At 31.1% G+C, this 15,168-nt stretch carries 12 protein-coding genes; 4 read left to right on the top strand and 8 right to left on the bottom strand.

What is annotated here, in order from left to right:
* Positions 1-32 precede the first annotated feature (32 nt).
* Positions 33-602, bottom strand: a complete 570-nt coding sequence (locus AWV75_RS05970; RefSeq protein WP_060873518.1) for a hypothetical protein — start codon at positions 600-602, stop codon at positions 33-35.
* A gap of 180 nt (positions 603-782) precedes the next feature.
* Entirely contained in the window at positions 783-1,172 is a 390-nt protein-coding gene (locus AWV75_RS05965; protein WP_060873517.1) for a helix-turn-helix transcriptional regulator, read from the bottom strand.
* Positions 1,173-2,713: 1,541 nt separating this feature from the next.
* On the opposite strand from AWV75_RS05965, the gene AWV75_RS05960 reads away from it, so the two are divergent.
* Genes AWV75_RS05960 through AWV75_RS05950 form a run of 3 tightly spaced genes read left to right on the top strand, consistent with a single transcriptional unit; the run spans position 2,714 to position 9,660 of the window.
* Complete coding sequence (locus tag AWV75_RS05960; RefSeq protein WP_060873673.1) at positions 2,714-5,764, top strand: SusC/RagA family TonB-linked outer membrane protein; 3,051 nt, start codon at positions 2,714-2,716, stop codon at positions 5,762-5,764.
* 3 nt (positions 5,765-5,767) lie between these two features.
* Positions 5,768-7,147, top strand: a complete 1,380-nt coding sequence (locus AWV75_RS05955) for a RagB/SusD family nutrient uptake outer membrane protein (protein ID WP_060873516.1) — start codon at positions 5,768-5,770, stop codon at positions 7,145-7,147.
* Between the two features lie 2 nt (positions 7,148-7,149).
* On the top strand, positions 7,150-9,660 hold the full coding sequence (locus AWV75_RS05950) for an alpha/beta hydrolase family protein (protein ID WP_060873515.1): 2,511 nt from the start codon (positions 7,150-7,152) through the stop codon (positions 9,658-9,660).
* A 33-nt stretch (positions 9,661-9,693) separates the two neighbouring features.
* Here AWV75_RS05950 and AWV75_RS05945 read toward each other — a convergent pair whose 3' ends face one another.
* From AWV75_RS05945 to AWV75_RS05920, 6 genes are all read right to left on the bottom strand, one after another.
* On the bottom strand, positions 9,694-9,987 hold the full coding sequence (locus AWV75_RS05945) for a DUF6520 family protein (RefSeq protein WP_060873514.1): 294 nt from the start codon (positions 9,985-9,987) through the stop codon (positions 9,694-9,696).
* 88 nt (positions 9,988-10,075) lie between these two features.
* Positions 10,076-11,527, bottom strand: a complete 1,452-nt coding sequence (locus AWV75_RS05940; RefSeq protein ID WP_060873513.1) for a MauE/DoxX family redox-associated membrane protein — start codon at positions 11,525-11,527, stop codon at positions 10,076-10,078.
* A gap of 73 nt (positions 11,528-11,600) precedes the next feature.
* Positions 11,601-12,245 carry a response regulator transcription factor gene (locus AWV75_RS05935; protein ID WP_060873512.1) on the bottom strand — a complete coding sequence of 215 codons (645 nt, stop codon included), beginning with the start codon at positions 12,243-12,245 and terminating at the stop codon, positions 11,601-11,603.
* On the bottom strand, positions 12,242-12,988 hold the full coding sequence (locus AWV75_RS05930; protein WP_060873511.1) for a sensor histidine kinase: 747 nt from the start codon (positions 12,986-12,988) through the stop codon (positions 12,242-12,244). Before AWV75_RS05930 ends, AWV75_RS05935 begins: the two co-directional genes overlap by 4 nt.
* Positions 12,973-13,611 (bottom strand): hypothetical protein, encoded by a 639-nt coding sequence (locus tag AWV75_RS05925; RefSeq protein WP_060873510.1) that lies wholly within the window; start codon positions 13,609-13,611, stop codon positions 12,973-12,975. Before AWV75_RS05925 ends, AWV75_RS05930 begins: the two co-directional genes overlap by 16 nt.
* Positions 13,608-13,928, bottom strand: coding sequence for a hypothetical protein (locus AWV75_RS05920; protein WP_060873509.1), 321 nt, complete (start codon positions 13,926-13,928; stop codon positions 13,608-13,610). The genes AWV75_RS05925 and AWV75_RS05920 overlap by 4 nt, the downstream gene beginning before the upstream one ends.
* A 183-nt stretch (positions 13,929-14,111) precedes the next feature.
* Here AWV75_RS05920 and AWV75_RS05915 point away from each other — a divergent pair, with 183 nt between their 5' ends.
* Entirely contained in the window at positions 14,112-14,960 is an 849-nt protein-coding gene (locus AWV75_RS05915; RefSeq protein ID WP_060873508.1) for an RteC domain-containing protein, read from the top strand.
* Positions 14,961-15,168: the final 208 nt, after the last annotated feature.

The raw sequence follows: 15,168 nt of genomic DNA, 5'->3' as shown, positions 1-15,168 counted from the left end.
ATTATATAGAAGTATCACTGAAAATCGTTATTTTATTGTTCAAAAGTCACTTTTTGATAACAAGAAACTTTTACTCCCAAATAAAAAGCCCAGCGCAAAATATATGGAGCATTTGGAGTTTTAAACTGATACATATTATAGATGTACAATAGTGAAATTACAAAGGCTCCCCAACTTAGTATAACACTCCAGAGCTCTTCTCTATTTGATGGATGAAACTGTGATAAAACTAGGGTCTTCACAATGTATGCAGGGGCGACGCAACAAAATAAAACACAAACTACCCATGGCAATATCCATAACATACTTCTCTTTAAGCGGAATCCGATTACAATACCTTTAAGAAAATAAATAAAACAAAATAGGAGATAAGTAATTAATAAGGTAGATCCCCAAATCTGAAAGCTGGTAGCCTCTTGCCCAACTAACTTTTTTGATATAGAGTATGCTGACAAAACAAATAATCCAAAAATAATGGCAAATTTAAGGGCAATAACAAACAACACACCCAATAATCTAAGTAATCCTACACCGAAGGTAGATGCAGTATCTGTCCGGTTTAAATATTCCTCTTCTGTTTCATTTTCATCATACCAAGTCATTAATTATATTTTTTGGTTAGATATAAAATCAGGTGAATTACTTATTAAAAAGTTAGCCGTCGCATAAATTTAATAAAAATAATAAATACTTCCCATTTTATTTATTCTCTTTTTATCCTCAAGTATAGTTAATAATACAATAATTTAGATTTGACCTAAGGTATATTATACTAATCATGTCTATTCTTTAGTATGTTTCTTTTCCAACTTCTTAAGAGCTTCTATAATTTTCGGGTTATATACTTTATTACTTTTTTTTGTTTCTTGATTGAACTCTATAATTTCATAAGGTAGTTTTTTTACCTTAGTTAGATATATATACTCTTCCTCAAGTAACTTACCTAATCCTGTATAATTCGTAGTACCTTCAGTTAAAATCAAATCATTATAATCGACTTCCAATAAATCTAATAATTTACCAACATTAACATTACTAGGTTGATAACGATTATTCATCCAATGACTCACAGTTGTATAATGGACATTTAGAAGCATAGCGATCAATTTATTGCTAACCCCTCTAAGCTCAGCTACTTCTTTAAGCCTATTCTTAATTTTAAAATTACTCATATATGCATTATTTGAACAAAAGTTTGTGTTATACTCAAACTTTTGTTACATTTGAATAAATATTTTTCGACAGCGAAAACATGAGACACAATATTTTGTGTTTCATACTGGATGTCTCTCATGAAAGAAAATCGCAAATATTCCACATGAGTACACTTGAGTTCGCCACTATATCTATTAGATTTTACTATTTTTGTAAATCTAGTAGGGCGAACTTCATGTAAGCCTTTTGTGGAAACATGACTTTGTCATGAGGCTTTGCGATGCCGCTTTCTTAAGCATTGGAGTTCACCTATTAGTATTTCTATATATGTATTCCATTAACTTTTTTGAGAAACATCGTTCATATAATCTATGTGAGCGATTTTTTGTTTTAACTACTCACTGTTGTGATTCTTAAAAGAAAAACACAGTATAAGGTCCAAACTTCAAATTGTTCTCATACAAATTGGGGTAATAAAAGAAGGATGTGATTCCTTAGTTTATTTACACCACATCTTTACTTAAAACACTAGTATTTTAAGCAAGATTGGTTTTCTTTAAATGATTCGCACTCTAAAAGTAAATCCTTTCTTAATGTTTTCCAAGAAGAAAACTTATCATTACTAGTAATCTTTAAGTAAAAGATGATAAAATGTGATAGTCTAGTGTCCTACACTAGGCTATCCAAGAGAGCAAAAGTTTTAGACTAATAGCTTAATTTTTAGCTACTCTAAAACTTTCATAATACAAACCTTTAATTCTAGCCTGTCTCCCAAACAAGGCTGTAAAGGGGGAACAAATAGGAAAAATTGTTTTGTATTTATTCGATATAAATACAAACAAAACCTTATCCTTAATGGACTTATCGAATGTTCTATTCGAGAATTTATCAATTATTACATTTTATTAAAACAACAAATTAGTAACTAAACTCACATTTAGCCTATGATTAAATTTTAGTTTAACTAAATCACATTGTTGTAGTTGTATCTAGCATGACTTGTTTGATGTTGGATGGCTACCCTATTATCTATTTAGTTAGCATAATACACTTTTACGCTAGGTCCAAAAATAGTTTTTGGATGCGTACAGGATATCTATTGCCTTGTAATTCATACCTATATAATTCGTTCATCCATTCGATTATAGGGCAATATTAATTAGTTAGTAAGGGAAAAATGCTATGAAATAAGACTTTCCTTCTGTTCTATTATTAATTATTAATCACACTTAAAACTATTTTATTATGGAAAAAACCGCTTGCTATGTTGGTGAATCTGGGTTGGTTATAATGTAGACGTCCACCTATAGTAAGCACAAAAACTCACAAAACATTGTGTGGCTTAAAGGGAGTTTTGAGCCATGCTAAAAGTCCATGGCTATCTCCTTGCTCTTGTGCATTTTGGGAGACGTGCTTAGAGTGAAGGAGATAGTTTTTTATTATCTATTACAAATTACCCATTAACTAACCTTTTGGTGCAACTGGCCGATCAAAGTACTACGGCAATATGAATCTTGATGATTTAAAGGCTTGTTGTATCAAAATCAATTATAAAATTATGAAAATTCAAATTTTGACCACTTGTGGTTATAGGATAGCTATGCTTGTTAGCCTGTTAATTGGCTATCCAACTTATGCCGTATCAAATGATAATCATTTGTTTTTTAGTGCTTCTTACCTATTGCAAGATAAGCAGCAAAAAGGAATTATAAAACTCTCAGGAACTGTAAAAGATGCTCAAGGTGTTCTTGGTGGAGTGATTGTATCGGTTGGGCGTAAAGCAGTGACAACTGATCTTGATGGAAAATATACTATTGATGTAGTCGTTGGAGATAAGATTACTTTTTCAATGCTCGGTTATAAAGAGCGATCCATGGTGTACTCAAGTAGTATGGGACTCGTTTTAAATATTGAACTACTTGAGGATACTACCACCCTTGATGAAATTGTAGTTAATGCTGGTTACTACACAGTAAAAGACCGAGAACGCACTGGAAGTATTGCAAGAGTGACAGCTAAGGATATCGAGTTTCAACCCGTTGTTAATCCACTTCAAGCTCTACAGGGTAGAATGGCGGGAGTTAATATTACTCAAAATACCGGAGTCGCTGGTGGGGGATTTGATATTCAGATACGTGGTCGCAATAGTTTAAGAAGAGATGGAAACACTCCACTTTATATTATTGATGGAGTTCCTTTTACAGAGGATAACTCAAGATTGTTAGCTGGAGGAATATTACCCCTTGGTGAATCAAATCCTTTGAACTCTATCAATCCCAATGATATTGAAAGTATTGAAATACTAAAAGATGCAGATGCTACTGCCATTTATGGTTCACGAGGGGCTAACGGAGTAGTTCTTGTTACTACAAAAACAGGAAAATCGGGAAAAACAAAACTAACAATTAATAGTTCAACAGCATTTAGTAGCGTTGCTAAGTTTTTAAACCTATTAGATACTGCTCAATATCTAAGTATTAGAGAACAAGCATTTAAAAATGATAATATTATTACCTATCCAGATAATGCTTATGATTTAAATGGAACTTGGGATAAAAATAAATATACCAACTGGCAGAAAGAGTTAATTGGTGGAACTGCTAAAGCTCAAACTCTACAAGCTAGTTTAAGTGGAGGCAATAAGCACACTCAATTTATGTTAAGTGGAAATCACAACGAAGAAACTACTGTTTTTCCTGGTGATTTTACATACAAACGAAATACATTATCCTTCTTTGTTAATCACAAAAATCAAGATGAAAAACTACGTTTGAATTTCTCTGTGAATTACAATACACAGAAGAATAATCTTATGACTTTAGACCTCACCTCTACAAGTCGAAATCTTGCGCCAAATGCCCCTAATCTTTTTCAAGAAGATGGTAGTTTAAATTGGCAAGACAATACTTTTGAAAACCCTTTAGCACAATTAAATAGTCTATATCAATCTTCCTCTAAAGGATTAAGTTCTAACTTAAATCTTGAATATGCCTTTCATGATTTATTAAATTTTAAAATCAATACTGGTTATTCCGATAGTAGAGTTCAACAATACAATATAGCATTACATACTAGATTTAATCCTTCTTATGGATATGGACCTGAGAAAACAAGTGTACAGTATGCCACTAGCAATTCAAGTAGCTGGATTATTGAACCTCAATTAAATGGGTATTTTAAAATCGGTAGGCATAAATTCAATTATATTCTAGGGAGTACATTTCAAGAAAACACCTTTACTTCTCTTGGACTATATGCCTTAGGTTTTACTTCAAATTCCTTTGTACATAATCTAAAATCCGCATCGACTGTGGATGTTAGTTCGCAAATCAATTCCACGTATCGTTACAGCGCTATATTTGCTAGGTTAAATTACAACTTCTCTGATAAATACTACTTAAACCTTACTGCTAGACGAGATGGATCCTCTAGATTTGGAGAAAACTATAAGCTCGGAAATTTTGGAGCTATTGGATTTGCTTGGGTTTTATCTGAAGAATCTTGGCTAAATAATCTCTCCTGGCTTAATCTTTTAAAGCTTCGCTCTAGTTATGGAGTAACTGGAAGCGATAACATTGGAGACTATGCGTATTTAGATACCTATACCCTGTCAAGAGGAAAATACGATAATGTAATTGGGTTATATCCATCTAGGCTTTACAATCCTAATTTTAGTTGGGAAAAAACCAAGAAACTTGAAATTGCTTTAGAATTTAGTTTATTTGAGAATCGATTAAACTCAACTATTGCATGGTATAATAATCGCTCATCCAATCAACTCGTTGGAACACCATTACCTGGGACCACTGGTTTTTCCTCTATTCAGTCTAATTTAAATGCTGTAGTGGAAAACAAAGGAGTTGAAATAACCTTTAACACTCAAAATATCAAACAAAAAAAATGGAGCTGGACAACTGACTTTAATCTGACAATTCCAAAAAATAAATTAGTATCCTTTCCAAATCTTGAAGGATCAACCTACTCAAATCAGTATATAATCGGCCAGCCCATTAATATCATTAAACTATATCAATATACAGGTATTGATCCTAAAACTGGAATATACACTTTTAAAGATTTTAATAATGATGGTAACCTCAGCGCAATTGATGATAAGAAAATAATCGAATCATTTTTCCCAAAATTCTTTGGGGGCTTAACCAATACCATTAATTATAAAAACTTATCTGTGAGTTTTCTATTTCAATTTGTTAAACAAAGAAATTATAATCACTTGTATTTCTTTAATAGACCAGGTGCTTTAAACAATACCTCTGTAGACTATTATGACAATTCTTGGAATCAGTACGCGCCTGTTGCTGATTATCAAATATTAACAACAAATAACCCTGATGTAATTAAAGCTTATTCGGATTATAAAACAAGTGATCAAGTAGTCTCTGATGCCTCTTATTTAAGGCTTAAAAATATCAATCTATCCTATACACTACCATCACAGAGTCTTAATGGAATCCATGCTATGGTTTATATTCAAGCTCAAAATATCTGGACTTTGACTCGTTATAAAGGTTACGATCCTGAGTTTACCACAACAGGCTTCCTTCCCCCTCTTCGAACATTTGCTTTTGGAATCAACTTAACTTTTTAAATTATGAAAACGATATACCATTTACTTTATATAATCAAATTGTGCTTTGTTATACTTATTTTAATTAGTACACTTAGCTGTGAATCTTTTACAACAATAGATGAACCTGATTCTCAACTTAACTCCTCTGTTGTATTTCAAGATGAGAAAACTGCAACTGCAGCAATGGCCAATATATACTTAACGAAAGCTATTTTAAGTGGAGATCAAAATGGAATTGGATCCATACTCGGATTATTAACCGATGAGCTAAATTGTAACACACAAAATGAATCTTTTTTAAACTTTTACACCCCCAATATTATAAGTTCAAATAAAGATATTTTACAACTCTGGAATACTACTTATAATGCAATATATCAATGTAATGCAGTTATAGAAGGATTAGATAAATCAATAACATTAAATGAGCAGTTTAAAGATCAGTTAAAGGGAGAAGCCTTATTTATGAGAAGTCTCTACTTGTTTTATCTGAGTGAACTCTTTGGGGATATCCCATATGTAACAACCACAAATTATACGCAAAACAAACAGGTAAAAAGACTAAATAAATCAGGTGTTTATGATTTATTAATTCTTGACTTACAAAAAACAGAAGAACTATTATCTATCAATTATAGCTCTTCATTGCGAATTAAACCTAATAAATTTGCAGCTCAAGCTCTTCTTTCGCGTATATTTCTTTATCAACAAAACTGGAGTAAAGCCATCGAATATTCAACTCAATTAATTGATGATTCTTCCTTTGAAATACAAACAGATTTAAATCAAGTATTTCTAAAAGAAAATAAATCTACAATTTGGCAATATCAATCAGCTGATAAATCTAATACACAAGAAGGCTCTTACTACATTTTTAGCTCAGCCCCCCCAAATCTAATCTCCTTATCAAATTCATTATATGAATCGTTTGAGAGTAGCGATCAAAGAAAGTCTCATTGGATTAAATCCATTGATCAAGGTAATAAAGCATGGCACCATGCTTACAAATACAAACAAAATGGCCAAACTGAAAGCTCTAAAGAATTTTCTATTGTATTTCGTTTAGAGGAAATGTATCTAATTAGAAGTGAAGCTTACGCTAGATTACAGGTGTATGACTTGTCTTGTAATGATTTAAATACAATAAGAAACAGAGCCGGATTACCCTCGATACAAATTAATAATCAAACAGAACTTTTAAAGGCAATACTACAGGAACGACGACATGAATTATTTTTAGAACATGGCCATCGTTTTTTTGATCTAAGGCGTTTTTCTGAACTTGACAACACGATGCTTTCAATTAAAAACAATTGGAATACAAAGTATAATCTATTTCCTATTCCAGAGAATGAAATTCTGTTGAATCCAAATTTACTTCCTCAAAACATAAGCTACTAACAATGAAAAAAGCAGTATCACTTCTCATTAGTATTTTTGGAATAATAACTAGCATCCAAGGGCAAATTCTAATGCCAGAAAAACAATATGATAGCTTGTACACAATACACCCTTATGATATATCAAGTAAGGGTGATGTTGTATATCGAAAGATTTTTGGAGATTTGTCTAGTCAATTTTTTTTACAGACAACTAAAGAAAACTACCAATTACCGCAACTAGATCCATCTGGTAATGCAATTGTATTTTATACCGATACATTACTTATAGCTGGAGACTCCAAACAAAAGGCATTATACTTCATTAATCCTATAAATCAAAAAATTGATACCATTAAACAGGTTCCATTTTTTAAACTATACAAAGAAAATAACTTATTGGTATTTTCAAGGGAAGTAAATACCAACTACTTAATTAATATTATTGACCTGAAATCAAAACAAAAACACATTACTATTAATAAAACCAGTACTTGGGAAGAATTAGGCAATACTCTTATTTTTACAATCGATAATCAAGTAAATTTATTTGATTTAAAATCTGGTGAGTTTACCTATCTAAATCATCTAAATCAAAATACACGTATAGAGAAAATCTTATATCATAAAAACAAAGAACTAATTGCTGTTATCTATAAAGATCAGTCCAAGGTAAAACTTACTATTTACAACACTAAAGGTAAACTACTAAAAACCCTAACACTTCCTACCCAACAAGAAGGTTTTGAACTTATGGTAAACCAGACATCATTTGTAACTGATCAGTATCTCTGCTTATCCTATAGTCAAAAAACAAGCATAAATATCGATGACTCAGAGATTGAACTATGGTATACAAAAAAACCTTTTTATACTAAAAACATCCATCAAAAACCAAGTACTACAGGCGTTTTAAATATTAAGAACAACACCTTAACCATGTTGAATTCAACAGATAGCAATACTACCAAAACCTATGAAGATTCAAAATACTATGTACAATATAATCCAGACCTATATAGTAATCAAATAACCAAATCTGCTTATATTAAACTAACTGTTAAGCATATTGAAAAGCCCAATTTTCAAGTTACTTTAGATAGTATACCCGCTCATCATTTCATTTTATCTGATCAACATAATGGTATATTTTATTTTAAAGATAAAAACTGGTATTTTCATAATCTACTAAGTAATCAAACATCTAATTTGACTCAACACTTAGATGACTATTTTTATACTGTATCTGACTTTGTTGGCCAAGGTCCTAAAAACAGAATTTTTATAAGTTCAAAAGACAATAAAACACTTTATGTAAGTGGTACAAAAAATATTTATGTTATAAAAGACCTACCTACTAAATTAATACCAATTACAAATGCAAATTCAGATACTCAATATTCCATAAGTAGTTACAATAAATTTCACTTTGTAAAGAATATTTCTAATCAAAGTATTGATCAGCTTGACGATACTCATGGAGTATTACTAGAGTATACAAGTAATGGCAATCAGATTCAAGCACTAGAACTTTTAATTAACCATAAATCCACTTTACTGACTAAAGGCAACTTTAAAATAGATAATATCATCTATACCAATCATCAGGTTTTATACAACAAAACAAAGCAGAATACCCCACCATCCTTACATTGTTTTAATTTAAAAAATAATACAGAAAACCTCATCATTGACACAGGTGATCAATTAAATAATTATCTATGGAGTAAAACAAAGGTTATTCATTATCAAGTAGATAATAAAGAACAAAAAGGAGTATTATATTATCCAGCTGAATATGATCCAAGTAAAAGATATCCTTTAATTGTCGATATATATGAAAAGAAATTTAAATCTTCATACGCTTACCTTCCTCCAACTTATAAAAATAGTGAAGGAGTAAATTACAATTTATGGACACAACATGGCTATTTTGTTTTATCCCCTGATATTGATAATTATGGAGGAAATCCTGGGTCTATAGCTCTTGAGACAACGCTTAAAGCAGTAGAAAAAGTAACTGAGTTACCAAGTATTGATACCGAGAATATCGGATTAATTGGACACTCTTTTGGCGGTTTTGAAGTCGGATATATCATTGCGCGTACCAATTTATTCAAAACAGCTATATCAGGCGCTGGGGTTCATAATGCTATAAGTGAATATCTAAGTGTGAAAAAAAATTGGAGAATGTATGGATATCAGCGCTTTGAAAACCAAATTTTTAAGATTAATGCTAAACTACAAGATGACATACAAACTTACTCAGATATAACCAATGTGATGAATTTATCTAACGTATCAACACCTATTTTACTGTGGACTGGTTTTTTAGACACAAATGTATCTGCCCTTCAAAGTTTTGAATACTTTACAGGTCTTAAAAGATTAAACAAAAAGGCAATGCTTTTGAATTTTAAAAAAGAAGATCATGTACTACTAGATCCATCAAATCAAAAAAAACTAACGCTATATATTTTAGATTGGTTCGATTATCATCTAAAAGGGATTGATAAACATTGGATTGAATTATAAAATAAGCCGCAAAATGCGGCTTATTCTTTAAGTCTAATTTAGCGGTTTATAAAGTAGTACGCTACACTCCGATAGAATAGGTTGTCCAAATTCATCAAATCGATTTACCCCAAATACCTGTTGATCTAAATAAGTACAAATAGCTCCAGGTACTTCACTACAATCCATTTTATATTCACACTCTTGCTTTTGGTGATTATAAACATATCCCCACTCACTTGGTGTGGCTAAAGAGTTAGATTTTACTGCATTTGTTGCAAATGCTGCCACTGTTGCCATACCCACCACAACTAGAGGTAATATGACTTGTTTAAAATTAAATTTCATAATATTATATTTTAGCTGGCTTACTCTTTTTTACAGGATTTTCAGCAGGACTCCTGTAACTTTCTATTTGGCCAATAGATAGTAGATCTTATTTACGCATGCGTCTATATTGGATTAATTCTTTATTTTCAAGAATATAGAAATACTGATCCGTCACCCAGAAATCTCTAAATAGCTTTTTATCTTTAATTGGAATAGAAAAACTATAACGATAAATAGCTGACTGATAATCATACACATCAATAACTATAGATTCATCCCAAAGGCTTTTGGATTCATTTTTTCCTTTTAGTTTTGAATGATTAAATAAATCTCCATTATAAGCAAACTGTTTGCTATTGACAAGATTTGAAGGAGAAGACATCTTTACTGTTCCATCCTTTAATTGAATAACCTTGACTTGAGCTTTAGAAATAGTATCAATTGTATTACCCTTTGAAATAAGAGACAAATCTGAATCAAATACTAAAAATTCATTTCGATAATTATAAGTGTAAATACCAAGTGATGTTTTTGTATCAAAAGATAGATTTCCATCAACATCAAAAACTCCATCGATCTGTTTTTCTAAAAAATCTGAATTTACCTTAGTTTGAATTATGGAATCATCAACTATTTCAAATAACCCAAGTACACTTTGATTACTGCCAACTAACTGACCTATAAAAGCAATTTTGTTATCTGAAAGAGCTTTAGCTTTGGTAAATTTACCTTTATCTTCTATTATTACTTTTGTCTTAACATCTGGCAACATACCTTTAAAAATTCGTGATACTGTACCGTCGCTTACAAAAAATAAGGAATCTAAAAACTGCAGTTTAATATCTGTATAATTAAGATCCATTTGCGGAATTTCAACTATCTTTTCATCTTGAAACTGCATATCTTCTGTTATAGAAGTCAACAACAAAGGGGCCGTTGTATTTCCTAAATAAATAGTATCAGCATTAACACCAGCAAAATAAAAAGAATTAAATCCTAAATCTTTTACTTTTGGATAATCAATAACATGAGGCAAATACCTTCTAATAAAAGGATTCTCTTTTTTTATGATATGTTCTGAGGATAGAAAAAGTACAATAACAAGTAAACTACTTATAATTGTTGTGAGGATTAATCCTAGATAAAATCGTTTTCTTTTCTGATCTTGAAAAAACAAAGCAACTAAAGCAAGTAAACTTACAATGATGTTAAACCACAGATGCTCGTTCCATCCCATTTTTTCAAGTATTCCACCACAAGAACAAGGGATGAAATCGCTGTAGTTTAATATCAAATAAATATAGAGAGTAAATGCAACCATAAGCCCATAACTAAGATAAAGTCCTAGGAGTCTTGTTGTTTTAGTACAAAGCAGTAAAGCAAATAATAGTTCGGCTCCTAGCACTAAATAAGCAATGATATTGGCGTAAGCGCTAAGCAGTGGGGACTGTGTTAGTTGAACCTGGAAGGCTTCAAAGGTAATGAGCTTACTTATGGCTGCATATACAAAAAGTAAAATATAGAAGTAGGATATTATAAGGACGTATTTAGCTTTCATAGTCGTTGCATTTTGGGATAATCAAAACTACAATTCACTATAATTCAAATCAATACGTATTTTTACTATAAAATCATTCAATGTCTTCTAGTAGAAGATATCCATTAGATAAGGCATACATAAGCACACCTATAAAGCTAAAACTTTTCGTTTTTTCAAGTAATGCTTCTTTGTGTTTCTCTACTGTTCTTGTACTACAACACAAAGTATCTGCAATTTGTTTTGCGCTGTATTGCAAGGCAAAAAGCTTTATAATACTCAGCTCTCTTTCAGTGAAATAAGTCGTCCCTTGGCTAATATTATTTAGATTTTCTTGAATTTTGTGATATACTTCTTTATCGTAATAATAGCCTTTTTTGCACACCACCTTTATTGCTTTTTTTATAGTGGCTGTATTAGCTACCTTGGAAACATATCCCGATACATTACAAGCAATCATACGCTTGATATGCCCAATATTAGTGTAACTACTTAAAATGATAATCTTTATGTGTGGGTATTGTAAATTAAGTTCTTTTGCCGTTGTAAACCCATCCATTACAGGCATACTGATATCCAAAAAAACAACATCTACTTCTTGTGTTTTTAAATGCTCTAAAAGCTCCAGCCCGTTAGATACACTTACAACTAATTCTACATTTTTTATAGCATCCAACGATAAGGCAAAACCTCCCCTATACATTACATGATCATCAGCTATGGCTATGCGAATACTCATAATCTGTCTATTTTAATACTTATATCATTATTCCCTTGTCTGCTCTTGTGAGTAAACATGGCCTTTATGTGATTTGTTCGAGTTAAAATATTTACAAGTCCTATCCCCTTTTTCTCTTTACTCAAAGCCATAAAGTCATAGGCAATCCCATCGTCTTTTATTTTTAGAAACAAGTGATTTATATTCCAATACGCACCGATTGTAACTTTCGTAGCTTTGCTGTGTTTTAAGATGTTCTGAATTATTTCCTGAAGACTTCGATAGAGTTCAATCTTTTGGGTATTGGATAAAACAAACGTCTGTTTATTGGTGGTGAAATCAATTTGAATCAAACCAACTTTCTGAATTCTGCCAACATATTGTTTTATTATATCAACAATTCGATACTCTTCTATATCAGAAGGATACAGATTGTAACATAGATTAAGGGCATTTTGATAGCTACTTTGAACTGCTTCTTTCAAAGAAGTGATTAAATACTCCTCTTTATTTTTGTCCTTTTTATTGTCTAGATGTTCCATGTATTTTAATACAGCTGCTAGATCACTACAGATTCCATCGTGTATCTCTTGAGACAAAGCTCGCATCTGATGATGCTCAATCTGAATTCTTACGTTTTGCTGCTGCTCTAATTGACGTATCATTCCTTTTTGATAGATGTAGATCAAAACTAGTACTAAACTAAAAAGGCAAAGTGTCATAGCAGTACCTAGCCAAAACATCAAGGTTAAATCATTTTCCATACTCCTAGAATTATCATTATTCGAAAAAAAAAAGTAGCGATCACATTTACAATCCAATAGTCATATAAATACAGATTCAAACTATAAACATGTGGCACTAAAACAAAAAAGAAAATTGTATTGAGGTAATACATAAAAAGCCCAACAATAAAATAAAATGCAGGGGTATTATAAAGCCTTACAACACTACGGCGGCTAAACAATTGGCCTAGCCAATAAAAAGTTCCAGCAAAAACCAACACACTCACCCCTATCTTGCCAATTGATTTACTTTTTAATACATCAACAGGAAATACAAACCAAAAAGTATATAAATACACCAATAAAAAAAGACTTAGATAGACAGCTAAATACCTACTAAGTCTTTGATTAAATATGAATTTAAAAAAGTAAAAGATAACTAAAAACTCAAACAGTGTATAGATTTGAAACCAATAATCGCTATTAATCTTTAGAAAATAACTACAAACAAGTTCATAGCCACTTGCCAAAGCCATAAGTCCAATTAATGGGATATACCCCCAATATTGTTTTGTAAAAACTCTGTCTTTACAAAACAAACCTAGGATTAAAGGAACCAATCCAAGGGTAAGGGCGATATAGACTAGAACTTGATAAATCACTCTCTTTTTATTAATTCACTTTTTTTAGGACAGATTCTAGGACATGGAACAAGTTCCTCCAAAAGAGTCCCCATAGTTAAGTCTTCTTGATTACTATCCACTCCCACTAAAACCATATTGACTTGTGAGTTATCTGGATTCTCACCTAAATAAATTCGAAGACCAATACAATCATTTTGTGATAATATCAGATTTAATTTATCTAGTCCCACAAAAAAGGATTTAGTCTTTTCTGGGTGCTCGCTTTGATAGGTATGCGTATACTCTATTGCTTGTTCTAAGGTAATTACCTTTCCACTTTGACTGCTGATACTCATAATACTACATGTTAAAATTATGAAATAAATCTCTGAATTAATAACAAAATTCGCAATACGTAATTTCCGCAGCATTAAAACGTAATAATACGTATTGACTAGTACGTACTTTCCCCTCTACCTTGTTTTACTTCCATTTCTGAAAATCGTGCAAAATAATAACCAATCCAAAATACAAGTATTATGAAGCACCAAACTTACTTTAATAGCCTGCTTACAAGCATTCAAAATCAGGAAAAATCTTTAAATCTTCTTTTACCTTCAGAAGACATCGTTCAAATTATAAACAACCTTCAGCTTATTTTATATCAGTTAAGTGCATATCTGCTTAATTCAACCTTAACCCTTGAAGAAGAAATCTATTTTTTTAAAGTGGTAAAGCCTACTATCCTTGGTAAACTAATCTATTACAATAAAATCTACCGGCTAGAATCAAGCCTTAACAGACAAATGCATCTGGATAAAAAATTCTTTTCTAAAAAACTTACTCAGCTTAAAAATCACAATAAAAAGTACATTAGTAAATCTAGCTTTTATAAATACTATATAAACAATCGAACAGACAAGGACCATCTTTATTTTAGAAGGGGAAATATAGATCTAAAAGAAGGTTTAAGCAGCGTGGCATTTAAAATCGATTTAGAGTTCTCCACCTATTATGATATCAAGGTAGCTAAAATAATAGCTGATAATATGTTCTACAGCTATCTAACAAATCAATTGGATTTTATAGAAAAGCAAACGATTTATCCTAGTAAATCAAATAAAGTAAAGTCTCCCACTCTACATTGGTCTGAATCTCAAAATGCGCTTATTGAACTGATCTATGCCCTTTATGTAACTGGTTCTATCGGGCATGGTAAAATAGAAATTAGGAAAATAGCTACTGTTTTTCAAGAACTGTTTCAGATTCCTTTAGGGGATGTTCATCATGCTTTTCACCGGATGAAAACAAGGGCTAAATCAAGAACTTGTTATTTGGATAAGTTGAAACAGGTGTTGGAAGAATATATGGATAAAGAATCACAATAGAAGAGAATCAACAGGTCTAAATATCCTTCCTTAGACCTGTTAATCTTCTTACATATTCCTGAATTCAATCTATTAATTCCTTAATCACAATTTTTATTTAAAACAATAAAAATAGTCTTTCACCATTATAAATAGTTTAATCTAGTTACTTTTATACTTCTATAGTATTTAATTGATGATTTCTAATTGATTTCATTATCTTAAAAAT

The sequence above is a fragment of the Myroides odoratus genome (assembly GCF_001549985.1).
Lineage (GTDB): Bacteria > Bacteroidota > Bacteroidia > Flavobacteriales > Flavobacteriaceae > Flavobacterium > Flavobacterium odoratum_A.
The sequence above is the reverse complement of the archived record's forward strand: the minus strand, read 5'-3'. Positions and strand labels throughout refer to the sequence as shown.